Genomic DNA, 20,417 nt, shown 5'->3' on the forward strand with positions numbered 1-20,417 from the left:
GGGGGGGTGGTCCCGGCCGCGCCGGGACCACCTCTGCCGCACTACTCGTCCACTGCCGCGACTACTTGTTGCGAGCCTTCTCCCGCGAGCGGGCGCGGGCCCGGTCGGTGGCCGAGAGGTGCACCTTGCGGACCCGGAGGATCTCCGGGGTGACCTCGACGCACTCGTCGGATGCGCAGAACTCCATGGCCTCTTCGAGGCTCAGGGTGATCGGCTTGGCGAGGGTCTCCATCACGTCGGCCGTGGAGGAGCGCATGTTGGTGAGCTTCTTCTCGCGGGTGACGTTGATGTCGAGGTCCTCGGCGCGCGGGTTGATGCCCACGACATGGCCCTCGTAGGTGTCGCTGCCCGGCTCCACGAAGAAGGTGCCGCGGTCGCCGAGCTGGATCATGGCGAACGGCGTGACCGAGCCCGAGCGGTCGGAGACCAGGGAGCCGGTGTGCCGGGCGCGGATCTCGCCGGCCCACGGGGCGTAGCCGTGGAAGACGGCGTTGGCGATGCCCGTGCCGCGGGTCTCGGTGAGGAAGTCGGTGCGGAACCCGATGAGGCCGCGCGACGGGACGATGAACTCCATGCGCACCCATCCGGCGGCGTGGTTGGACATCTGCACCATCTTGCCCTTGCGGGCCGCGAGCAGCTGGGTGATCGCGCCGAGGTGTTCCTCGGGGCTGTCGACGGTGAGCTCCTCGTACGGCTCGTGCACCTTGCCGTCGATCTGCCGGGTGACCACCTGCGGCTTGCCGACGGTGAGCTCGAAGCCTTCGCGGCGCATCTGCTCGACGAGGATGGCCAGCGCCAGCTCGCCGCGGCCCTGTACCTCCCACGCGTCGGGACGGCCGATGTCGAGCACGCGCAGCGACACGTTGCCGACCAGCTCCGAGTCGAGCCGGGACTTGACCATGCGCGCGGTCAGCTTGTGGCCCTGCACGCGGCCGACGAGCGGCGACGTGTTGGTGCCGATGACCACCGAGATGGCCGGCTCGTCGACCGTGATGCGCGGCAGGGCGACCGGGTTGTCCACGTCGGCGAGGGTGTCGCCGATCATGATGTCCGGGATACCGGCGACGGCGACGATGTCACCGGCGACGGCGACCTCACCGGGCCGGCGCTCGACCCCGATGGTCTTGAGCAGCTCGGTGATCTTCACGTTCTTCACACCGTCGGCGTGCATCCACGCGACGGTCTGGCCCTTGCGCAGTTCGCCGTTGTGGATGCGCAGCAGCGCCAGGCGGCCGAGGAACTCGGAGGCGTCGAGGTTGGTGACGTGCGCCTGCAGCGGTGCGGTGGGATCGCCCTTGGGGGCGGGGATGTACTTCATGAGCACGTCGAACAGCGCGTCGAGATTCTCGGCGGAGGGCGCCTGTCCGTTCTCGGGCTGTTCGGTGGACGCCTTGCCCTCGCGTCCGGAGGCGTACAGGACCGGCAGGTCCAGCAGCTGCTCGGCGGCCTCGGAGGCCTCGTCGTCGAGGTCGGAGGCGAGGTCGAGGAGCAGGTCGTGGGTCTCCTCGACGACCTCGGCGATGCGGGCGTCGGGACGGTCGGTCTTGTTGACCACGAGCAGCACCGGCAGCGACGCGGAGAGCGCCTTGCGCAGCACGAAGCGGGTCTGCGGCAGCGGGCCCTCGGACGCGTCGACGAGCAGGACGACGCCGTCGACCATGGACAGCCCGCGCTCGACCTCGCCACCGAAGTCGGCGTGACCGGGGGTGTCGATCACGTTGATGACGGTGACGGTGCCGTCGGCGTTGTGCCGGTGCACGGCGGTGTTCTTCGCGAGAATCGTGATGCCCTTCTCGCGCTCGAGGTCACCGGAGTCCATGACCCGGTCGACGAGTTCCGCGCGCTCGGCGAAGGCGCCCGATTGGCGCAGCATGGCGTCGACGAGGGTGGTCTTACCGTGGTCGACGTGCGCGACGATGGCGACGTTGCGGAAACTGGCGGTGCTCACGCGATGGCTCTCCTGGCTGTTGTCCGGCCACACGGCACTGGACCCAGACGGCACCTCGCCCGTACGGCGTTCTTGCGGTGGCCGCGTCGCGAATGCGAGTCACCTGTTCGCGGCCGAAAACGGCCCGCACAGGCACTGCGGCCTCCAATACAGTACAGGCCGGTCCCGGTGCTCCGCGCCCGCCGAGACCCGATTCACCAGCTCGCGCGGCAGAGCGTGACGTTCGCCACGTCGCTCTGCGCCGCGCGGCGGCCCCCGATACTCGACGATCCGGTCGCCAAGGTAAGGGCATGCTAACCTTCGGAAAGTGTTGCGGTCCGGAACCCCACCGACGAAAGGCCGGCTACCCGGATGGGCAAGGTGAAGGCGAGCAAGGTCGCGCAGCTCGAGCCCAAGAAGAAGTGCTGCCGCAAGAAGACCCGCTGTGTGCGCTGCCCGGTGGTGGTCATGCGGATGAAGAGACTCGAGCACGAAGGCCTGGGCAAGAAGGAGCTCGCCGAGCGCCTGAAGAAGGCCCGCGCCGCCTGACCGGCCGCACCACCGTCAGTCCCGGAGTCGGGCGCGCAGTTCCGGCAGCCACACCCGGTCGTTGGGCACCAGGTCGATCCGCTCCAGCTCGTCGGCGTCCACCCAGCACAGTGCCGCGTGCTCGAGCGGCCGCGGTTCCCCCGACACCAGCTCGACGCGGTAGGCGCGCAGCACCCGGCCCCCGGCGAGCGGCACTCCGGCCCCGACCCGTTGTGCGCCGGCGACCTCCACGCCCAGTTCCTCCCGCAACTCCCGGCGCAGTGCCGCCTCGGCGGACTCCCCCGGCTCCGCCTTGCCGCCGGGCAGTTCCCACAACCCCGCCAGCTCCGGGGGACCGACCCGCTGCGCCAGCAACAGCCGGCCGTCACGGAAGATCGCCCCGGCCACCACCTCGTCCGACCGGCCCGTCGTTGCACTCATGTGCCGCATCGTCCCAGAATGAGACATGGCCGAGTTGCTCTCCGACGCCGACATCGAGGCCGCCCTCGCCGATCTCCCCGCCTGGCAGCGGGACGGGAACGCGATCGTGCGCACCGTCGAGTCCCCCTCGTTCCCCGACGCCGTCGCGCTGGTGGACCGGGTGGCCGAGGCCGCCGAGGCGGCGAACCACCATCCCGACATCGACATCCGCTGGCGGAAGGTGACCTATTCGCTGTCCACCCATTCCGCCGGCGGGATCACCGCGTCGGACGTGGAACTGGCCCGGACGATCGACTCGCTGGTCCACGGCTGACGGACACGGCCGGAGCGGGGTGCCGCGCAGCGCTGCGCCGGGCGAGGATCGTCCACACGTACACCGCGAGCACTCCGAGCACGTTGCACGCCCCGGCCCAGGCGAGCACCGCGGGCCGCGAGATGTCCCACATCGAATCCTGCGCCAGCCCCAGCAGCCACGGCACGCCGACGACGGTGAGCACCGCCCAGAATCCGGCCAGCACGCGCGCGCCGCGCCGGTCCGCGAGCGGACCGTAGACCAGCCACACCAGCATCGGCAGGACCCACACCCAGTGGTGCATCCAGGAGATCGGCGAGACCAGCAGCCCGAAGAGTTCGACGACGACGATGGTGCCGAGGCGGTCGTCCGGACCGAGGGCACGCCAGGCCGCGAAGGCCAGCGCCGCCGAGACCACGACGGCCGCCAGCCACAGCGGCCCGGTGCCGACATCGTGCCCCACGATGCGGCTCAGCGCGCCGCGCAGCGACTGGTTCCAGACCGACCCCACCGGTCCGATCCGCTCGGCGTCGCCGAACAACGTCGTGAAGTAGGTCCGTGCCTGCTCGCCGAGCACCAGCCAGCTGACGGCGACGGTGACGACGAAGACCGCCGCGGAGAAGAATGCCGCCGACCACCGCCGTCGGGCCACGAAGTACAGACCGGCGACCGCCGGGGTCAGCTTGATGCCGGCGAGCACCCCGACCAGGCCACCCGAAAGCCACCAGCGGTTGCTGCGGACCGCGACCATCACACCGAAGGCCAGGAACACGTTGACCTGCCCGTAGTCGAGGGTCGTGCGGATGGGCTCGGTCCAGATGCCGACCGCCGTCCACCCGAGCGCGACCGCCGTCCAGTGGGCGCTGTGGGCCGCGGGACCGAACAGCAGCTCGAGACAGATGCGCAGGATGCCGAACAGGGCGGCGACGGTCAGCAGCTGCCACACCACGCCGACCACGGGGAACGGGAGGTAGTGCAGGGGGAAGAAGACCAGGGCCGCGAACGGCGGGTAGGTGAAGGGCAGGGAGAACTCGGGCGTGTCCCGGGTGTAGGTGAAGTCGTAGAGCTCCCCGCGCAGCAGCGCCGCGGACCCGTCGACGTACACGTGCAGATCCACGAGATTCATGCCGTTGGGGGTGAGGAAGTTCCACGCCAGGCGCACCCCGACGGAGACGGCCAGCAGGGCCGCGCACCACCACAGTCGATGCGGGCGAACCGAGTCGGACACTGCGGCGCGGCCTCCCGTCGTCACGTCACCCCGGGGAAGGACCGGGGACTGATGCAGACTATCCGTTCCACGACGGCGAGCCGAACACGATACTCACATCAGTAACAGTTTCATCTACTCTCACAAAAACCACATGCGTCACACGTAGTCTCGAGCAGACACCATCGATCGGAACACGTTATGGCTAGACTCCCGCGAATACAGGCGGCGGCTGTGAGACCGGCCACGGCTTGTACTGATCGGGGGGCCTACATAAAGTGTCTCCCCGAGCCGTCAGCGGCATCGGAGCCCCGCGCTCCGGAGCCGCTTCAACGACAAGGATGGGGAAAAGTGCTTCGAACCCGAGCAACGCGCAGGATGATCACCGCCTGCGCTCTCGCCGCCGCCGCGGCGCTCACCGTGCCCTCGCAGGCGGTCGCGCAACCCGTCGTTCCGGGCCTCCCCGACACGCTTCAGCTGCCGGTCGAGCTCGCGGGCTACCCGCTGCCGGCGGACCTGACGATCGAGTCCCTCATGGGCATGCTGACCACCCAGGCGGCCGCACCCGAAGAGGTCGAGGCCCTCGCCTCCCTCGCCCCCGCCATCGTCGGCGCGGCAGCCGGGCCGACGGACGTCGCCGACGGCCGGAACCAGCTGCTCGACCAGGCGAAGGAACTGCTCGCGAACTCGCAGCTGCCCGACTCCGTCAAGGCCCTGCTCCAGCGCGTGATCACCTTCCTCGACGGCAGCGGCGGTGGCGGACCCGACCTCCCCGACCCGAACGCCGTGGCGATCTCGCAGTTCCTGTACCCGAGCATCGGCAAGGACTGCATCCGCGACGGCGGCGACTCCATCGGCACCGCGCTCGCCGTCGCCGGTCCCGCACCGCTCCCGCCGCCGGGCCCGAAGGCCGGCCAGGCCGGGTTCGTGTTCACCGCGCTGGGAACCGCCAAGTTCGCCGCGCAGCAGGCCCAGCCGCTGACGGTGAGCTGGATCAACGTCTCCAACGGCCGCAGCGGCACCGCGACGCTGACCGACGAGGCCCGGATCAACCCCGACGGGCCGACGACGCTCAGCGCGATCGCGGACACCGGCTCCGGCAACGTGGCCGCGGTGATCTCCGGGGGCATCACCACGCAGGCCGAGGGCGCGGCCCCGCGCTCGTGCACCTTCCTGCCGACGATCGGGCTCGTCACGGTCGCCTGATCGTCCGCACGTCCGCCGAGGCCGCCGGGATCGTCCCGGCGGCCTCCGTCGTCCGCACGCTTCCCGCGCCGGCCGCCGCGTGGTAGACCGGGACATGGCCGAAACACCTCTCGGGCACACCGTTTCCCGGTCCCTGCGCTCCCGTCGCTCCCACCGGTCGATCCTCTCCGTCCGTTCCGAGGGCTCGATCCTGTCCATCGGCTCGGCGTACTCGATCCTGTCCGTCGGCAGTGTCGGGTCGGTGCTGTCGGTCGGTTCGGTGGGATCGTTCGGTTCGGCCCTGTCGTCGCTGTCGTTCGCCAGCCTCGGCTCGGCACTGTCGGGACTGTCCCGCTGGTCGCTGCTGTCGTGGCGCGGCGTCCACGACGCCCCCGACGACCCGCACCCCACGCTCGTCGTCACCGCCTCCGAACCCGACCCCGCCGCGCACTGCCAGAGTTGAACGGGCAGGCGGTGTCCCGTTGAACGGGCTCGTGCTCCCCCCGGCGCCGCCGCACCTGGTAGATGTTGTACGTCCGGTCGTCGATTCCCCGTCGCGGCCCGGCTTCGAGGAGGCGCATGGCGGTCGAGACCCGGATCCCGCCGGTCGGCGAACGTCCGGCACCCCGTGGCCTCGTCGCTGTGCTCTCCCTCTGCGGCATCGTCGTCGCCCTGATGCACACCCTCGTCGTCCCGCTGCTGCCCCAACTGCCGTATCTGCTCGGAACTTCGGTGGAGAGCGCCTCGTGGGCCGTCACCGCCACCTTGCTGGCCTCCGCGGTGATCACCCCGGTCAGCGGCCGGCTCGGCGACATGTTCGGCAAACGCCGGATGCTGCTCGTCTGTCTCGGCACGCTCGTCGCCGGCTCCGCGGTCTGCGCGCTGTCCACCACCCTGTGGCCGATGATCACCGGCCGTGCACTGCAGGGCGCGGCGACCGGAGCCATTCCGCTGGGCATCGCGATCCTCCGCGACGAACTGCACCCGCGCAGACTGCCGGGGGCGATGGCGACCATCAGTGCGACGATGGGAGTCGGCGGGGCCGTCGGGTTCCCCGTCGCCGCGGCCGTCGCGCAGGTCGCCCACTGGCACACCCTGTTCTGGTTCTGCGGACTGGTCGGAGTCCTCGCCGCCGCCCTGGTGCTGTGGGTGGTTCCCGAATCTCCCCGGTCGGCTCGCGGTCGTTTCGACCTGCTCGGCGCGGTCGGTCTGTCGGTGGCGCTGACGCTGTTCCTCCTCCCCGTGACCAAGGGCAGCACCTGGGGCTGGGCGGCGCCCGGGACGCTCGCGATGTTCGCGGGTGCCGCCGCCACCGCCGTCGTCTGGGGCCGGTACGAACTGCGGCGGCCCGGGCCGCTGGTCGATCTGCGCGTGTCGGGGCGACGTCCGGTGCTGTTCACCAACCTGGCCTCGGTCGCGGTCGGTTTCGCGCTCTACAGCAACAGCCTCGCCTTCCCGCAGCTGTTGATGGCACCCGTCGTCACGGGCTACGGGTTCGGGTTGTCCATGGTCGCAACGGGCCTGGCGCTCGCGCCGAGCGGTCTTGTCATGATGGCGCTGTCGCCGGTCTCGGCGCGGATCACGACCCGGTACGGGCCCCGCACGACCCTCGCCGCGGGCGCAGTCGTCGTCTGCCTCGGCTACCTCCTGGCCTACGTCGCCTGCTCGGCGATCTGGCACATCGTGGTCGCCGCCATGATCATCGGCGCCGGTATCGGCCTGTCCTACGCCGCGATGCCGGCGCTGATCATGACCGCCGTGCCGCTGTCGGAGACCGCGGCCGCGAACAGTCTCAACGCGCTGATGCGCTCGGTGGGGACCTCCTCGTCCGCGGCGGTCGTGAGCGTCCTGCTCGCGGCGGACACCCTGACCGTCGGCACCGCGACGGTCCCCGCCCTCGACGCCTTCCGCGCCACGTTCCTGGTGGCGGCCCTGGCCGCCGTCGTCGGTCTGGCCCTCACGATGGCCGTACCGCGGTCACGACCCGGCGGCCTCACCCGGCGGTGAGCGACCACTGCCCGTAGTCGGTGCTGAACACGTTGTTGACGTCGATGCCGATGCCGTCGATCGTGCCGCCGCCCACCTGGTGCAGATCGGCCGCGGGATGCACGTAGCCCTCGGCCGTGCCCCAGTCGTGCTGCCAGTAGAACGACCCCAGGCCGGCATCGCGCGCCCAGGAGATGGTCGGTGCGTTGGCGTACACGCCGGTGTTCCCGGCGCCGAGCACGTCGTGCCAGCCCTGCAGGTACGGCGCGATCAGGTCGGCGAACTGCTGCTCGGACGGGTTGTCGTCGATCGAGGCGTAGATCGGCCGGTCCGCCGGTCCCCCCGCCTCCTGGTGCAGCTCGAGGCCGCGCGTCGCGTGCCGGACCCCGGCGTCGTATCCACCGAGCCAGTCCGCCGTGTCGGCCTTGCCGAACTGGTAGCACGAGACGACCTCGAGGTCGCCGGCGACGAGCGCGGCGGCCTCCGACTCGGTCAGCGGCTTGGCCAGCATCCATTCGGCGCCCGGCCGGCGGTCCGAGACGTACCGGATGGCCCCGACGTGCCCGGCGGCCCGGATCGACGACGGCGACGGCACGGCCGCCGAGTAGTCGACGATCGTGCCGAGCACCTCCCGGCCGTGCGCCACCCCGGGGGCGGCGAGGGCCGAGATCCAGGCCGCGCACGAACCGACGGCCGCGTATCGCAACAGTTCCCGACGTGAAACGGCCATCGAACCTCGCTTGGACGAGCGTGCACGGAAGACAGGGTGTCGAGCCTCCGGTATTGGATCACACTCCCGGGTCCCGCGGGGGCACATCGGGGTTCGCGGCCCGACGACAGGCGGGACTACCGGCCGCCGAGCTCGGCGAAGAAGGCCGGAACCAGAGCCACGTCCTCGACGGTGCGCACCGTGGTGTGGACCCCGAGACCGTGCTCTTTGAGCAGATCGCACAGCCCGTCGCCGTCGACGAGTTCGATGGGGGGCGCGCCGAGCCGGTGCGCCTCGGCGCGGGCGTCGTCGCCGAACGTGCCGGTGGTGACGAGCAGGCCCTTCTCGCCGCGACCGGCCATCGCGGCGCGGAACTCGCGCACCACGTCCGCGCCCGCCCGCTCGGGCCCGCGCAGGAAGCGGAAGAACACCGAGAAGCCGAGCAGCGACACCCGCAGCACGCCGGTGCCCTCCACGTCGACGTCGTTGTCGGAGCCGGTGTCGAGATGGCCACCGTGCGGCGGGACGGAGACGGTGGTGAATCCGGCGGCGCGGAGCACCGCGACGGCGAGCCGTTCGAACCCCTCGTCGGGGAGCTCGGCGACGGCGGCGAGCACCGGTTCGCGCCACAGCTCGGGATCCTCGGGGGCCGCCGCGAGAGGCACCACCTGCGCCCGCGACGACGCGTTGCGCACGAGTCGTTTGCGTCGTTTCTCCGCGGTGTAGGCCACCTGGAGCGGCTTGATCTCCGACTCCTGCACCGCACGACCGCGGTCCGTGACGCTCCACACGCCGCGCCGGGTGTTGGCCAGCAGACCCATGCCCTTGAGATAGGTACGCGCCCAGCCGATCCGGTACTCGATCTCGGTGACCGGGCCGTCACCGTGCAGTACGGACCGCGCGGCCTCGGACAGACGCTCGCGCGCGACGACCGCCTTCTCGAGTTCCTCGATCGAAGCCGAGCCGCCGAGCCCGATCAGCGCCTGCAGGGTGGGCCACAGCAGATCCGTGTACGGCGGTAGCGCCACCTCGCGGCCGGACGGGTCTTCGACGGGGTTACCGATCACGTTCCGGCGCTGCACACCTTCCCCTATCGTTTCGGCCCTGCTCGCCGCGGCTGTCCGGTCCCGCCACGACGCGCGTTTCACCCTAGCCGATGAGGGCGCGGACGAGGGCGGCCGCACTCCTCGTGTCCGGGCGAGGCCGGACCGGGACGGCGCCGCTCGCTACCGTGGGACGGATGGGATTCACGCACGCCGAACTCGAACGCTTCCGTGACGCGGTGGTGCCCGACCTGATCGGGCCGGGTTGCCGGCTGCTGTTCGTAGGCATCAATCCGGGTTTGTGGACAGCGGCGACGGGTGCGCACTTCGCCCGGCCCGGCAACCGCTTCTACCCGGCCCTGCTGCGGGCCGGCATCCTGCTCCGGCCCGTCGACCCCAGCTCCGGGATGAGCGAGGACGACAAGGCGCACCTGATCGAGCGCGGCGTCGGGATCACCAATCTCGCCCCCCGCGCCACCGCCCGCGCGGACGAACTCACGGCAGACGAGTTGCGAACCGGGGCCGTGCGACTGGCCGGGGTGGTGGCGCAGCACCGGCCGCGGGTGGTGGCCGTCGCCGGCATCACGGCATACCGGTCGGCGTTCGGGCACCGCAAGGCGGCCGCGGGGTTGCAGGAGGCGACGATCGGTGGCGTGCCGGTATGGGTGGTGCCGAATCCGAGCGGCCTCAACGCCCACGAGACGGTCGACACCCTCGCCGAGGCGTATGCGGCGCCGGCCCGCGCGGCCGGGATCCTGCGCTGAGCCGGTCGGTCCGGACCACTCAGCTGTGCCCCATCTTGGTGAGGTAGTCGCGCGCCCGGTAGCCCGGCGGGACACCCTCGACGAGGATCGCCGAACTGTCGGAGTGCTCGGTGCGCAGCGGGAGAATCGCCTGGTAGGCCGGCGACCGGTACCAGGCGCGGGCCTGCTCGAGGTCGGGGAACTCGACGACCACGACGTGGCCGGGCCAGGGTCCCTCGTGGACCTCGGGTTCGACGCCGTGGACGAGGAACCTGCCCCCGTACGGCGTGAAGGTGTCGTCGATCTCCTCGATGTAGCGGACGATCTCGGGGCCGAAGTCGACGGAGCGCAGATGGGCGATCGCGTAGGCAGTCATGGGGTCCTCCGGGTCGGTCGGTGGCGGCGGTGTGCCGTACACCGACGAGACTGCCGGGCCGTGGTGCGCGAATCGATTACCCGGCAGGTAATGGCCGTCGTTCCCTTCCGCACCTACCGTGACCTTCATGACCACCGTGCACGAGGAACCCGTCGGAGCACTGCTGCGGCACTGGCGTGAGCGTCGCGGCCTGAGCCAGCTCGCCCTCGCCAACCGGGCGCAGGTCTCGGCCCGGCACGTGAGTTTCCTCGAGACGGGCCGGTCCCGGCCGACGCGTGTCATGCTGCTGCGCCTGGCCGATCAGCTCGACATCCCGCTGCGGGAGCGCAACTCGCTGCTGCTCGCGGCGGGTCTGGCGCCCGCGTACCCGGAGCACCGTCTCGGGGACGTGCCGATGGCCGCGGTGGCCGACGCTATCGAGCGGATCCTGTCGTCGCACCGTCCCTATCCGGCGCTGGTGGTGGACCGGCACTGGACGATGGTCGACGCCAACGACGCCGTCATGGGCCTGCTGGGCGGATGCGACCCACGGCTGCTCGAACCCCCGGTGAACGTGCTGCGGGTGACGCTGCACCCGGACGGGATGGCGCCGCGCATCGTCAATCACGGCCAGTGGCGGGCGCACCTACTGACCCGGCTGCGACATCAGCTCGCCGCGACGGGCGACCCGGTGCTGCGCCGGCTGCACGCCGAACTGGCCGCCTACCCCAGCGACGACGGGCACGACGCCGAGCTCGATCCGGCCACCGCCCACGCCCTGGTGGTGCCGTTGCGGCTGCGCACCGACGACGGCGAGCTGTCCCTGCTGAGCACGACGACGCTGTTCGGCACGCCCTTGGACGTCACCGTCGCGGAACTGGCGATCGAGGCGTTCTACCCCGCCGACGAGGCCACCCGACGGGTGCTGGGAGGCCGGTGATCCGGATCGGCGAACCGGTGCCGCGTGGGCACTGTCGGGAGTAACGTCCGCCCCGAGACCTGTCCCGTCCCAGACCGGAGGCATCGATCATGAGCAAGACGAAGTGGTGGGTACTCGAGGGCCCGGACAGCGGGTTCTCCCTCGAGGAGCGAGCGACGGGAGACCTCGTCCTCGTCAACACGCAGACGTCGGAGGAACACACCCTGCACGGCTACGTGTGGAAGCACGCCCCACACTTCGGGGTGCAGATCATGAGCGAGGGCCCCCCGCCGTACGGCAAGTGGGTGGAGAACCCCGAGGAGTGAGCACCGCCGGTCACGGGACGCGGCGCAGCGGCCGCCGCTCCCCCGTCGTGGTGTCGATCAGCGCCGCACCGGAGACGACCGTCTCGAGGGGCAGCACGTCGTACACGACCGCGGCCACCCGCGGCAGATCCTCCAGCCGGGCTCGTGGGCTGAGGGTCAGATGCGGGGTCCATACGCCCGGCCGGTAGTGCTTGTGCAGGTCCGCGCCGACGGCGGTGACGGTGTCGACCACGCGCTGCTGACGGCGCAGGAGATCGGCGGTGGGCGCCGGCGAGAGCCAGACCCGTCCGCGCCGGAAGGCGCCCAGCGCGTCGGAGTGGAGGGTCAGCGGTCCACCGTCGGGGAGCGTCGCGAGCGCAGCCGTCACGTCCTCGACGTCGTAGCTGCGCAACACCGCATACGACAGGTGCGGCACGTGCCGGCCGTGGGTATGGGTGAGCAGCGTCGGCACCCCGAGGTCTTCGAGCCGGGCCCACAGTTGCTGCAGGGCGCGCCGGGCGGCGGCGTCGAAGACCAGGCAGACCGCGAGTGCCATCAGCGCACGGTACCGCGGCGCCGGTGGGCCGGCGGCCCGTTCGGGCGGTCAGTTCAGGGTGGCGTGCCAGACCAGGGCCGCGGCCAGCGCCCCGGCACCGTTGAGGGACCAGTGCAGGGCGATCGGGGCGATCAGGCTCCCGCTGCGGCGGCGCAGCCAGGTGAAGACGAACCCGGCAGCGGCGGTGGCCAGGACCGCTCCGGCGATGCCCAGTACCTGCCCCCACAGGCCGCCGCCGAGGATGCCGCTCAGGCCGCGATTGCCGTTCGTGAGCCCGAGGGACGAGGCGATGTGCCACAGGCCGAACAGCAGTGACCCGGCGGCGAACACTCCGCGCGCACCGGAGACGCGTTCGAGCGTGCCGTGCAGCACGCCGCGGAACGCGAGTTCCTCGGGGATGACCGTCTGCAGTGGAATCACGATCATCGAGGCGAGCAGCGCGCCGGAGATCGTGGCGTAGCGGTCGGACAGGAAGAACTGCCGCGTGAGCGGCAACGCCACTCCGACGGCGATCACGGCCAGCACGAGGCCGACGGCGGCCAGGGCGTAGAGGGAGCCGGCGCGCCAGTGGCGCGGCGAGAGTCCGAGTTCGGACCAGCGCATGCCCCGACGGCGCATCAGCGCGACGAGCACCAGCGCCGCAGCGGGCACCGTCGCGATGCTGGCCCACACGGTGGTGAAGTGCGCGATCAGGTTGGTGGCGACGAGGACGACCACCACGACGGCGACGTCGACCCAGGCATGGAAACCACGGAGCGCTCCGCGGTGGGCACGCGCCGTCGTCGGCACGGTCTCGGTAGTCATGTGTTCTCGAACCCCCGCTGTCGGATCGATCGGTAGCGGTCTCGCCCGAGTACCCGTTCCTGTGCCGTACGAACCATCCATACCAGTGTACGGATTGCGGGCCACGGCGACCGTGACCGACGCCACACCGACGGCCGAATTTCGCAGTGACGCAGGTCACGATGGGTACGGGGGCGGTCTGCGTCACACGCCCCGGCGTCGGAGCGTCCCGTTGCCGGGACTAACCTTGTCCCGAACATCAGCCCCGCTGTCCAGGACAGTTCAGGAGAAGAAATGGCCGACTTCCTCTACGAGGACCTGCTGCCGATCGGGGAAGACCCCACCGAGTACCGGCTGCTGACCACCGAGGGGGTGTCGACCGTCGAAGGTCCGGGCGGCCGCACCTTCCTGCAGGTCGAGCCCGAGGCGCTGCGCCTGCTCACCGAGACCGCGCTGCACGACATCCAGCACTATCTGCGGGCGGATCACCTGAAGCAGCTCGCAAGCATCCTCGACGACCCGGAGGCATCGGGCAACGACAAGTTCGTCGCGCTGGATCTCCTGAAGAACGCCCACATCGCCGCTGCCGGAGTGCTCCCGATGTGCCAGGACACCGGCACCGCGATCGTCATGGGCAAGCGCGGCCAGCACGTCCTCACCCCCGGCGACGACGAGGAAGCGATCGCCCGCGGCGTGTACGACGCCTACACCCGGCTCAACCTGCGGTACTCGCAGAACGCTCCCCTCACCATGTGGGAGGAGAAGAACACCGGCTCGAACCTGCCGGCGCAGATCGAGCTCTACGCCGACACGGCGGCCGGCCACGAGAACGCCTACAAGTTCCTGTTCATGGCCAAGGGTGGCGGTTCGGCCAACAAGTCGTACCTGTACCAGGAGACGAAGGCGATCCTGAACCCGGACTCGATGATGCAGTTCCTCGAGGCCAAGATCCGCTCGCTCGGCACGGCCGCGTGCCCGCCGTACCACCTCGCCATCGTGGTGGGCGGGACCTCCGCCGAGTTCGCCCTCAAGACCGCGAAGTACGCCTCGGCCCACTACCTCGACGAGCTGCCCACCGAGGGTGCGATCACCGGCCGCGGCTTCCGCGACCTCGAACTCGAGAAGAAGGTCTTCGAGCTGACGCAGAAGATCGGCATCGGTGCGCAGTTCGGAGGCAAGTACTTCTGCCACGACGTGCGCGTGATCCGGCTGCCGCGCCACGGCGCGTCGCTGCCGGTGGCGCTCGCGGTGTCCTGCTCGGCCGACCGGCAGGCGAAGGCCAAGATCACCCCGGAGGGGGTGTTCCTCGAGCAGCTCGAGTTCGATCCGGGCCGCTTCCTGCCCGAGATCACCGACGCGCAGCTCGACGCCGAGACCGAGGGCGTGTCGGGTACCGGCAAGGGTGCCGCCGTGAAGATCGACCTGACGCGGCCGATGCCGGAGATCCTCGCCGAACTGTCCAAGCATCCCGTCAAGACCCGGCTGTCGCTCACGGGCCCGCTCGTCGTCGCCCGCGACATCGCGCACGCGAAGATCAAGGAACGTCTCGATGCGGGCGAGGGCATGCCCCAGTACCTGAAGGACCACCCGGTGTACTACGCCGGCCCGGCCAAGACGCCGGACGGCATGGCCTCCGGTTCGTTCGGTCCGACCACCGCGGGCCGGATGGACTCCTACGTCGAGCAGTTCCAGGCCGCGGGCGGTTCGATGGTCATGCTCGCCAAGGGCAACCGCTCGCAGCAGGTCACCGACGCCTGCAAGAACCACGGTGGCTTCTATCTCGGCTCCATCGGCGGGCCGGCCGCGCGCCTCGCCCTGGACTGCATCAAGAAGGTCGAGGTTCTCGAGTACCCGGAACTGGGTATGGAAGCAGTGTGGAAGATCGAGGTCGAGGACTTCCCGGCGTTCATCGTCGTCGACGACAAGGGCAACGACTTCTTCGCCGGCACCGGCGAGGTCACGCTGACGATCGGCAAGCGCCCCGGGCTGTAGGCGGCTGCGCCGCCGGTGCGTCCTTTGGGCGGCCCCAGCCGCCCAAAGGACGCACCGGGGGGCGGCGCAAGGGGCGGCACCGGCCGCCGGCCGAGCCGGTTCCCTACCCGGCGCCGTACGTGCCGGATCCGACGCTGCCCCCGGCGTGGATCGTCGACATCGACGGCACGCTCGCCCACATGGGCGACCGCAGCCCCTACCACTGGCACCGGGTGGGCGAGGACTCGCTGTCCCCCGCCGTGATGGCTGCGGTGACGGCGTTCGCCGCATCACCCGAGAAGCCGGCGATCGTGCTCGTCTCCGGTCGCGACGGGGTGTGCCGCCCCGAGACCGAGCAGTGGCTGGCCGAGCATCGGGTGCCCTACACCGAACTGCACATGCGCGCGCCCGGCGACAATCGCAAGGACTCCATCGTCAAGGCCGAGCTGTTCGACCGCTTCGTCCGGCACCGGTACCGGGTCGTCGCCGTCCTCGACGATCGTGACCAGGTCGTGCGGATGTGGCGGCGGATGGGACTGGTGTGTTTCCAGGTGGCCGAAGGCGATTTCTGACGCGGTCCGTCAGGACTTCGGCGGGCCGGATTTCGGTTCGTCGGTGGAGGGATACCGGAGCAGTGTCTGCTGCAACCGGGTCCACTGGTGGGCCAGCCCTTGCAGGGGCGCCAGCGACTTCTCGACGACCTCCAGCTGACGGTCGAACGCCGACAGTTGTGCCTGCAGCGCCTGCACCGACTTGCGCTGCGCGTGCAGCTGCTCGACGAGGGCGTCGAACTCGGTGAAGACGGGTGGGGCCAGCTCCATCACCTCCCGGAGCGACGCGAGCATCCGGTCGGCAGGCCTGGACAGCGGGTCGGGAATCGACCCGAGGGCCCCGCTCCCGATCGACGCGACCTCGTCGGCCACGGCGCGGGTTCTCTCGAGCAGTTCCTCCATCGCGGACCCGAGCAGTCCGAATCGACGCGTCTCGCGGTCCTCCGCCATCGTTACCCCTTCGCCGGCATCACTACGGATCGGTCCCGATCCGATCATGCACCCCGGGGAGCCTCCCGGCAGCCGAACAACGTAGCGGGACGTCCTCAGGCCGCGTGGGCGTCGGTGCGCGAAAGGACGGCGGGCGCCTGAGCGACGAGACCCTGCAGGAACCGGACGACGGTCCCGGGCGACGGAGCGGCGTCCGGCGTCAGCATCGCGCACAGCCGCCGGTAGCTCACCGGGTCGAGTTCCGGCTGCGCCCGGAACTGCGCCGTGAGCGCAACTGTGATCACGACCGTCCGGTCCTCCGAACGGATTTCGAGCGTGGGCCCACCCACGGCCGCGATCAGACGGACCTCGAACCGGTTCGTGCCCGCGGTGTGCGCGAAGCCCACGCCACGCACGTTCGCGCGGGCCATCTGCCGGTACAGCGGCCGCAACCCGCCGAGGACCATCGACGGAAGCGTGACGGCACGGGAATCGACGGCATACATGAGCGCACTTCCTTTCGTTCCGGGCCGCCGCACACGACCCTCCGGCGCTTTATCTGGAATCATTCCAGAATATTCGCCGGAGGGCAACGCCGGTTGTCCTGCGCGCCGGCCACCTGCTCGACCGCTGCGTTGAGCCGGTTCCACACGTTGATGAGCGGGATCTGCACGATCAGCGCCGCCAGTTGCGGCTCGTCGCAGTGGCGGGCGCCGCGTCGCAGCGGTGTTCGACGGCCGCGCCCACGCCGCCCGGGCGGTCCTCGTCGACGGAATACCCGGCGCCGCATGGGCGCCGGGCGGCCGTCCGCGCACGGCGTTCGCCTTCACGATCGAGGACGACGCGATGGTCGAGATCGAGGTGGTGTCGGATCCCGAGCAGCTCGCGGCGCTCAGGGTGACGTTCCCGGACGCCGGCTGACACGCAGGCGCGCACCTCTCGTCGCGGCGCGCCGGAAACCGGCGCGAGAGGTGCGCACCCGCCAGGACTCACACGGGGGAGCCGGACACCGCGCGGGAGTGATCGATGTCGTCCGGGATCGCCTGCTCCGCGGCGATCACCTCGGGATCCTCGACAGGAGCGCCCGGGCCGAAGTGCGAGAACTTCTCGATGTGCTGATCGAGTGCGAGTGGGTTCGGGGTGCCGTAGGTGAAGTAGGTTTCCCACGGCAGTTTCGCGCCACCGACCGCGAGGCCGGTGTCGATGTCGGCCATCTGCCATGTCTTGGTCTCGGCGTCCGGATCGAGATGCAGGTAGCCGGCCTCGCCGAACAGTTCGATCCGGTTGCCGCCGGGCTCGAACACGTAGAGGAACTGCCCCTGCGTGATGCCGTGCTTGTCGGGACCTGCCTCGATCCGGATGTCGTAGTCGCGGAACATCTCGACCGCGTCGGCGAGGTGCTGGCCGGTGCCGTAGTAGAACGCGAGATGGTGGAGCTTGCCGTGTCCGCCGGTCATGTCACGCATACAGGCGACTTCGTGGCCGAGCAGGTTCGAACTCATCCAGGCGCCGATCTCCACGCCGCCGTCGACCACGCGTTCGGTCGTGCGGAACCCGAGGTGCCGCTCGAAGGAGTCCTTCACCGCGGTCACGTCGGAGGACATGAGATTCAGGTGGTCGATCCGCTTGACCGGGATACCCTGCAGCGGCTTCTTCGACGGACGCGAGAGGATCTTGCTCTCCAGTTCCTTCGGCGCGACGTACTTCTCGACCTCCCACAGCAATTGCAGGTTGTGGCCGTCCGGGGACTGGAATTCGAAGGTCTTTCCGTAGCCGAACTGATCCTCGCTCCACTTCCCTTCCACGTTGCCCTGCTTCAGGGACGCGACGCGACGTTCGAGGGCTTCCGACGAGCTGGCGCGTAGCGCAGCATGGCCCATGCCGGGCTCCGGAGCCTCGGTGACCTTCAGGCTCCACTGGTAGGGATCCTCGTACCCGCGCAGGTAGACGGATTGCCCTTCCCGGTGCGTGACGTACATGCCGAGGAACTTCGTGAAGAAGTCGAGGGTTTCCTGCGGCCTCGGGGTGAACAGCTCCGCGCGGGCGAGGTGCGCGATGTCGAAACGGGCGGTCGTGTCCGTCATGATCTCTCCTGATCTGCGCCGGCCGGCGAGGATGCCGGCTGTGCTCTCCGTCACGAGCGTGCGCGCACCTCGGGCCCGCTGTGCACGCCGTTCGCAATAGCCGAATCGCCACTCGGGACATCGGTCCCGCGTTCGAGACCTCCGGACGAGGGGCCGACGAAGAGACCTTCCTCCCTAGCGTGGTCCGCATCACCCCCCGAGTTGAGGGAAGGCCCCACAGATGAGTCGTTTGAAAGCCGCGATCGTCGGTTCCGGGAACATCGGCACGGATCTGATGTACAAGCTGCTGCGGTCGGAGCACGTCGAGCCGGTGTACATGGTGGGGATCGACCCTGCCAGCGAAGGCCTCGAACGGGCCCGCCGGCAGGGCCTGGAGACGTCCGCCGGCGGGGTGGACTGGCTGCTGAGCCGCCCCGAACTGCCCGACGTCGTGTTCGAGGCGACCTCGGCCAAGGTGCACGCCGCAGCGGCGCCCCGCTACGCGGAGGCTGGGATCACGGCCATCGATCTGACTCCGGCGTCGGTGGGACCGTATGTCGTGCCGGCCGTCAACCTCACCGAGCACCTGGACGCGCCGAACCTGAACATGGTCAGCTGCGCCGGGCAGGCCACCATCCCGATCCTGTACGCGATCAACCAGGCCGCGGACGCCTACTACGGGGAGATAGTCGCCGCGATCGCCTCGCACAGCGCCGGCCCGGGCACCCGCCAGAACCTCAGCGAATTCAGCGAGAAGACCGGCAGGGCACTCGCGCAGGTCGCCGGCGCGGACCGCGCCAAGGCCATTTCGGTGATCAACCCGGCCGAGCCGCCGATGAACATGCGCGACACCGTCTACGCCAAGGTCCGCAACCCCGACCCGGACGCGATCGAATGCGCCGTGATCGACATGGTCGCCAGGGTGCAGCAGTACGTTCCCGGTTACACCCTGCGGCTCGTCGACGTCGACGGCGACCTGGTCACCGTCATGCTCGAGGTCGTGGGCGCCGGCGACTTCCTGCCGACCTATGCCGGAAACCTCGACATCATCACCGCCGCCGCCGTACAGGTCGCCGACGTCCTGGCGCAGCGCAACCTCGTCCAGGGAGCAGCCCAGTGAGCACCACCGACACCACCCACACCGCCGGCGGGCGCCGCAAGGTCACCCTCGTCGACACCACCCTGCGCGACGGCATGTCGTCGGTCTCGCACCAGTTCACCCCCGGCAATGTCGCCGACATCGCCCGCGGTCTCGACCGGGCCGGGATCCCCACCATCGAGGTCGCGCACGGCATCGGGCTCGGCGCCTCCTCGATCCAGTACGGCTTCGCCGCCGCCACCGACCCCGAATATGTGCGCGCCGCGGTCGACGCCGTCGACAATGCGGACATTGCGGTGCTGTACGTCCCGGGCATCGCCACCCTCGCCGAACTGCAGGGCGCGATCGACGCCGGCATCACAACGGTGCGCGTCGCGGTGCACTGCACCGAGGCCGACTGCGCCCAGCAGCCCGTCGAGTGGGCCAAGGACAAGGGCCTGAACGTGATGACGTTCCTGATGATGAGCCACAAGCTCGAGCCCGCGCCGCTCGCCGAGCAGGCCGCCAAGCTCGACTCGTACGGCGCCGACGTCGTGTACGTGGTCGACTCCGCCGGGGCGATGGTGCCCCGGCACGCTGGGGAGCGCGTCGCGGCCCTGCGCCAGGCCGTCTCCGCCGACATCGGATTCCACGCCCACAACAATCTCGGGGTCGGCATCGCCAACGCGCTCACCGCCGCCGAGAACGGGGCGACGTTCATCGACGGGTCGCTGCGTGGACTCGGCGCGAGCGCCGGCAACGCCCAGACCGAGGTGCTCGCCGCCGCGTTCGAGCGGGCCGGCTGGGACACCGGGGTCGACCTGTTTCCGCTGGTAGACACCGCCGAGCACGTCGTCGCCCCACTGATGACCGAACCGCAGATCGTCGACGAGACCGCCCTGATCCTCGGCTACGCCGGGGTGTACTCGACCTTCTTCCACCCCACGAAGCGGGCCGCGAAGAAGTTCGGCATCTCCACCCGCGAGATCCTGCTCGAACTCGGGCGCCGCGGTGTCATCGGCGGCCAGGAGGACATGATCGTCGACGTCGCCTCCGAACTGGCCGGCCGCACCTACGAGCTCCCGGCCCGCGCCGGAGTCTGACCCAGGGAGACTGCCATGACACAGACCCAGAACCCGCCACCGGTCACGCAGGTCCGTCACCTCATCGGCGGCGAATGGAGGCAGGCGTCGGACGGGGCCACCTTCGAGACCCGGGACCCCCACGACGGTGCGCTGCTCGGGATCGTGCCCCAGGGCACGGCCGACGACGGTGCCGCGGCGATCACCGCCGCCCGCAACGCCTTCGACGACGGCCCGTGGCCGCTGCTGTCCCCGAAGGAACGC

25 protein-coding genes are annotated in these 20,417 nt (G+C 70.3%); 14 read left to right on the forward strand and 11 right to left on the reverse strand.

Going from position 1 to position 20,417, the window contains the following annotated elements; translation table 11 throughout:
- Positions 1 to 61: 61 nt before the first annotated feature.
- A complete protein-coding gene (typA, locus tag QYS60_RS22265; protein WP_003936055.1) occupies positions 62 to 1,948 on the reverse strand; it encodes a translational GTPase TypA in 1,887 nt (628 codons plus the stop codon).
- A 351-nt stretch (positions 1,949 to 2,299) separates the two neighbouring features.
- Here typA and QYS60_RS22270 point away from each other — a divergent pair, with 351 nt between their 5' ends.
- The gene (locus QYS60_RS22270) at positions 2,300 to 2,476 is read left to right on the forward strand and encodes a hypothetical protein (RefSeq protein ID WP_371384305.1); all 177 of its coding nucleotides are present in this window, start codon (positions 2,300 to 2,302) and stop codon (positions 2,474 to 2,476) included.
- Positions 2,477 to 2,491: 15 nt separating this feature from the next.
- Here QYS60_RS22270 and QYS60_RS22275 read toward each other — a convergent pair whose 3' ends face one another.
- A complete protein-coding gene (locus tag QYS60_RS22275; protein ID WP_003936053.1) occupies positions 2,492 to 2,896 on the reverse strand; it encodes a (deoxy)nucleoside triphosphate pyrophosphohydrolase in 405 nt (134 codons plus the stop codon).
- A 25-nt stretch (positions 2,897 to 2,921) separates the two neighbouring features.
- Here QYS60_RS22275 and QYS60_RS22280 point away from each other — a divergent pair, with 25 nt between their 5' ends.
- On the forward strand, positions 2,922 to 3,209 hold the full coding sequence (locus QYS60_RS22280; protein WP_003936052.1) for a 4a-hydroxytetrahydrobiopterin dehydratase: 288 nt from the start codon (positions 2,922 to 2,924) through the stop codon (positions 3,207 to 3,209).
- Here QYS60_RS22280 and QYS60_RS22285 read toward each other — a convergent pair.
- Positions 3,154 to 4,416 carry a mannosyltransferase gene (locus QYS60_RS22285; RefSeq protein WP_371384306.1) on the reverse strand — a complete coding sequence of 421 codons (1,263 nt, stop codon included), beginning with the start codon at positions 4,414 to 4,416 and terminating at the stop codon, positions 3,154 to 3,156. The two genes, QYS60_RS22280 and QYS60_RS22285, sit on opposite strands and share 56 nt — an antisense overlap.
- A 357-nt stretch (positions 4,417 to 4,773) precedes the next feature.
- Here QYS60_RS22285 and QYS60_RS22290 point away from each other — a divergent pair, with 357 nt between their 5' ends.
- From QYS60_RS22290 to QYS60_RS22300, 3 genes are all read left to right on the forward strand, one after another.
- On the forward strand, positions 4,774 to 5,601 hold the full coding sequence (locus QYS60_RS22290) for a hypothetical protein (RefSeq protein WP_054372361.1): 828 nt from the start codon (positions 4,774 to 4,776) through the stop codon (positions 5,599 to 5,601).
- Positions 5,602 to 5,695: 94 nt separating this feature from the next.
- Entirely contained in the window at positions 5,696 to 6,043 is a 348-nt protein-coding gene (locus QYS60_RS22295) for a hypothetical protein (protein ID WP_371384307.1), read from the forward strand.
- A 116-nt stretch (positions 6,044 to 6,159) separates the two neighbouring features.
- A complete protein-coding gene (locus QYS60_RS22300) occupies positions 6,160 to 7,587 on the forward strand; it encodes an MFS transporter (RefSeq protein WP_371384308.1) in 1,428 nt (475 codons plus the stop codon).
- On the opposite strand, the gene QYS60_RS22305 is transcribed toward QYS60_RS22300, so the two are convergent.
- Together QYS60_RS22305 and QYS60_RS22310 are read right to left on the reverse strand one after the other, a co-directional pair.
- Positions 7,574 to 8,296, reverse strand: a complete 723-nt coding sequence (locus QYS60_RS22305) for a DUF1906 domain-containing protein (protein ID WP_371384309.1) — start codon at positions 8,294 to 8,296, stop codon at positions 7,574 to 7,576. The genes QYS60_RS22300 and QYS60_RS22305 overlap by 14 nt on opposite strands.
- Before the next feature lie 116 nt (positions 8,297 to 8,412).
- Positions 8,413 to 9,357, reverse strand: coding sequence for a winged helix-turn-helix domain-containing protein (locus QYS60_RS22310; protein WP_003936046.1), 945 nt, complete (start codon positions 9,355 to 9,357; stop codon positions 8,413 to 8,415).
- Positions 9,358 to 9,515: 158 nt separating this feature from the next.
- Between QYS60_RS22310 and QYS60_RS22315 the strand changes: the two genes are divergently transcribed.
- Positions 9,516 to 10,082: a mismatch-specific DNA-glycosylase gene (locus QYS60_RS22315; protein WP_054372364.1), complete on the forward strand. Its 567-nt coding sequence runs from the start codon at positions 9,516 to 9,518 to the stop codon at positions 10,080 to 10,082.
- 19 nt (positions 10,083 to 10,101) lie between these two features.
- Here QYS60_RS22315 and QYS60_RS22320 read toward each other — a convergent pair whose 3' ends face one another.
- Positions 10,102 to 10,437, reverse strand: a complete 336-nt coding sequence (locus QYS60_RS22320; RefSeq protein ID WP_371384310.1) for a DUF1330 domain-containing protein — start codon at positions 10,435 to 10,437, stop codon at positions 10,102 to 10,104.
- 127 nt (positions 10,438 to 10,564) lie between these two features.
- Between QYS60_RS22320 and QYS60_RS22325 the strand changes: the two genes are divergently transcribed.
- Positions 10,565 to 11,356, forward strand: a complete 792-nt coding sequence (locus QYS60_RS22325; RefSeq protein ID WP_040782020.1) for a helix-turn-helix domain-containing protein — start codon at positions 10,565 to 10,567, stop codon at positions 11,354 to 11,356.
- Positions 11,357 to 11,445: 89 nt separating this feature from the next.
- Positions 11,446 to 11,661, forward strand: coding sequence for a hypothetical protein (locus tag QYS60_RS22330; RefSeq protein ID WP_003936043.1), 216 nt, complete (start codon positions 11,446 to 11,448; stop codon positions 11,659 to 11,661).
- Positions 11,662 to 11,671: 10 nt separating this feature from the next.
- On the opposite strand, the gene QYS60_RS22335 is transcribed toward QYS60_RS22330, so the two are convergent.
- Positions 11,672 to 12,196, reverse strand: coding sequence for a 2'-5' RNA ligase family protein (locus QYS60_RS22335; RefSeq protein ID WP_003936042.1), 525 nt, complete (start codon positions 12,194 to 12,196; stop codon positions 11,672 to 11,674).
- A 48-nt stretch (positions 12,197 to 12,244) separates the two neighbouring features.
- Positions 12,245 to 13,000 (reverse strand): lysostaphin resistance A-like protein, encoded by a 756-nt coding sequence (locus QYS60_RS22340; RefSeq protein ID WP_371384311.1) that lies wholly within the window; start codon positions 12,998 to 13,000, stop codon positions 12,245 to 12,247.
- Between the two features lie 273 nt (positions 13,001 to 13,273).
- On the opposite strand from QYS60_RS22340, the gene QYS60_RS22345 reads away from it, so the two are divergent.
- Positions 13,274 to 14,971 (forward strand): fumarate hydratase, encoded by a 1,698-nt coding sequence (locus tag QYS60_RS22345; protein WP_371384312.1) that lies wholly within the window; start codon positions 13,274 to 13,276, stop codon positions 14,969 to 14,971.
- A 119-nt stretch (positions 14,972 to 15,090) separates the two neighbouring features.
- A complete protein-coding gene (locus QYS60_RS22350; RefSeq protein WP_371384313.1) occupies positions 15,091 to 15,522 on the forward strand; it encodes a polynucleotide kinase in 432 nt (143 codons plus the stop codon).
- 9 nt (positions 15,523 to 15,531) lie between these two features.
- On the opposite strand, the gene QYS60_RS22355 is transcribed toward QYS60_RS22350, so the two are convergent.
- Together QYS60_RS22355 and QYS60_RS22360 are read right to left on the reverse strand one after the other, a co-directional pair.
- A complete protein-coding gene (locus tag QYS60_RS22355) occupies positions 15,532 to 15,951 on the reverse strand; it encodes a hypothetical protein (protein WP_371384314.1) in 420 nt (139 codons plus the stop codon).
- Between the two features lie 95 nt (positions 15,952 to 16,046).
- Complete coding sequence (locus QYS60_RS22360) at positions 16,047 to 16,436, reverse strand: hypothetical protein (protein WP_371384315.1); 390 nt, start codon at positions 16,434 to 16,436, stop codon at positions 16,047 to 16,049.
- Positions 16,437 to 16,656: 220 nt separating this feature from the next.
- Here QYS60_RS22360 and QYS60_RS22365 point away from each other — a divergent pair, with 220 nt between their 5' ends.
- On the forward strand, positions 16,657 to 16,851 hold the full coding sequence (locus tag QYS60_RS22365; RefSeq protein WP_371384316.1) for a hypothetical protein: 195 nt from the start codon (positions 16,657 to 16,659) through the stop codon (positions 16,849 to 16,851).
- A 68-nt stretch (positions 16,852 to 16,919) separates the two neighbouring features.
- On the opposite strand, the gene QYS60_RS22370 is transcribed toward QYS60_RS22365, so the two are convergent.
- Positions 16,920 to 18,014 carry a VOC family protein gene (locus QYS60_RS22370; RefSeq protein WP_054372370.1) on the reverse strand — a complete coding sequence of 365 codons (1,095 nt, stop codon included), beginning with the start codon at positions 18,012 to 18,014 and terminating at the stop codon, positions 16,920 to 16,922.
- Between the two features lie 220 nt (positions 18,015 to 18,234).
- On the opposite strand from QYS60_RS22370, the gene QYS60_RS22375 reads away from it, so the two are divergent.
- From QYS60_RS22375 to QYS60_RS22385, 3 genes are all read left to right on the forward strand, one after another.
- Positions 18,235 to 19,113: an acetaldehyde dehydrogenase (acetylating) gene (locus QYS60_RS22375; RefSeq protein ID WP_371384317.1), complete on the forward strand. Its 879-nt coding sequence runs from the start codon at positions 18,235 to 18,237 to the stop codon at positions 19,111 to 19,113.
- Positions 19,110 to 20,174, forward strand: a complete 1,065-nt coding sequence (gene dmpG / locus QYS60_RS22380) for a 4-hydroxy-2-oxovalerate aldolase (protein ID WP_371384318.1) — start codon at positions 19,110 to 19,112, stop codon at positions 20,172 to 20,174. The genes QYS60_RS22375 and dmpG overlap by 4 nt, the downstream gene beginning before the upstream one ends.
- A 15-nt stretch (positions 20,175 to 20,189) precedes the next feature.
- A partial coding sequence (locus tag QYS60_RS22385; protein ID WP_371384319.1) for an aldehyde dehydrogenase family protein occupies positions 20,190 to 20,417 on the forward strand: 228 nt, incomplete at its 3' end.

The organism is Rhodococcus sp. GXMU-t2271, from assembly GCF_041414735.1.
Classification (GTDB): domain Bacteria; phylum Actinomycetota; class Actinomycetes; order Mycobacteriales; family Mycobacteriaceae; genus Rhodococcus; species Rhodococcus indonesiensis.

Bases quoted from the DNA above. Each gene is read 5' to 3' on its own strand.
- QYS60_RS22295 (WP_371384307.1), top strand. From the start codon at position 5,696: ATGGCCGAAACACCTCTCGGGCACACCGTTTCCCGGTCCCTGCGCTCC.
- QYS60_RS22270 (WP_371384305.1), top strand. From the start codon at position 2,300: ATGGGCAAGGTGAAGGCGAGCAAGGTCGCGCAGCTCGAGCCCAAGAAG.
- QYS60_RS22315 (WP_054372364.1), top strand. From the start codon at position 9,516: ATGGGATTCACGCACGCCGAACTCGAACGCTTCCGTGACGCGGTGGTG.
- QYS60_RS22360 (WP_371384315.1), bottom strand. From the start codon at position 16,436: ATGTATGCCGTCGATTCCCGTGCCGTCACGCTTCCGTCGATGGTCCTC.
- QYS60_RS22340 (WP_371384311.1), bottom strand. From the start codon at position 13,000: ATGACTACCGAGACCGTGCCGACGACGGCGCGTGCCCACCGCGGAGCG.
- QYS60_RS22345 (WP_371384312.1), top strand. From the start codon at position 13,274: ATGGCCGACTTCCTCTACGAGGACCTGCTGCCGATCGGGGAAGACCCC.
- QYS60_RS22375 (WP_371384317.1), top strand. From the start codon at position 18,235: ATGAGTCGTTTGAAAGCCGCGATCGTCGGTTCCGGGAACATCGGCACG.
- QYS60_RS22320 (WP_371384310.1), bottom strand. From the start codon at position 10,437: ATGACTGCCTACGCGATCGCCCATCTGCGCTCCGTCGACTTCGGCCCC.
- QYS60_RS22325 (WP_040782020.1), top strand. From the start codon at position 10,565: ATGACCACCGTGCACGAGGAACCCGTCGGAGCACTGCTGCGGCACTGG.
- QYS60_RS22290 (WP_054372361.1), top strand. From the start codon at position 4,774: ATGATCACCGCCTGCGCTCTCGCCGCCGCCGCGGCGCTCACCGTGCCC.
- QYS60_RS22335 (WP_003936042.1), bottom strand. From the start codon at position 12,196: ATGGCACTCGCGGTCTGCCTGGTCTTCGACGCCGCCGCCCGGCGCGCC.
- QYS60_RS22300 (WP_371384308.1), top strand. From the start codon at position 6,160: ATGGCGGTCGAGACCCGGATCCCGCCGGTCGGCGAACGTCCGGCACCC.
- QYS60_RS22355 (WP_371384314.1), bottom strand. From the start codon at position 15,951: ATGGCGGAGGACCGCGAGACGCGTCGATTCGGACTGCTCGGGTCCGCG.
- QYS60_RS22370 (WP_054372370.1), bottom strand. From the start codon at position 18,014: ATGACGGACACGACCGCCCGTTTCGACATCGCGCACCTCGCCCGCGCG.
- QYS60_RS22305 (WP_371384309.1), bottom strand. From the start codon at position 8,296: ATGGCCGTTTCACGTCGGGAACTGTTGCGATACGCGGCCGTCGGTTCG.
- QYS60_RS22280 (WP_003936052.1), top strand. From the start codon at position 2,922: ATGGCCGAGTTGCTCTCCGACGCCGACATCGAGGCCGCCCTCGCCGAT.
- QYS60_RS22330 (WP_003936043.1), top strand. From the start codon at position 11,446: ATGAGCAAGACGAAGTGGTGGGTACTCGAGGGCCCGGACAGCGGGTTC.
- QYS60_RS22275 (WP_003936053.1), bottom strand. From the start codon at position 2,896: ATGAGTGCAACGACGGGCCGGTCGGACGAGGTGGTGGCCGGGGCGATC.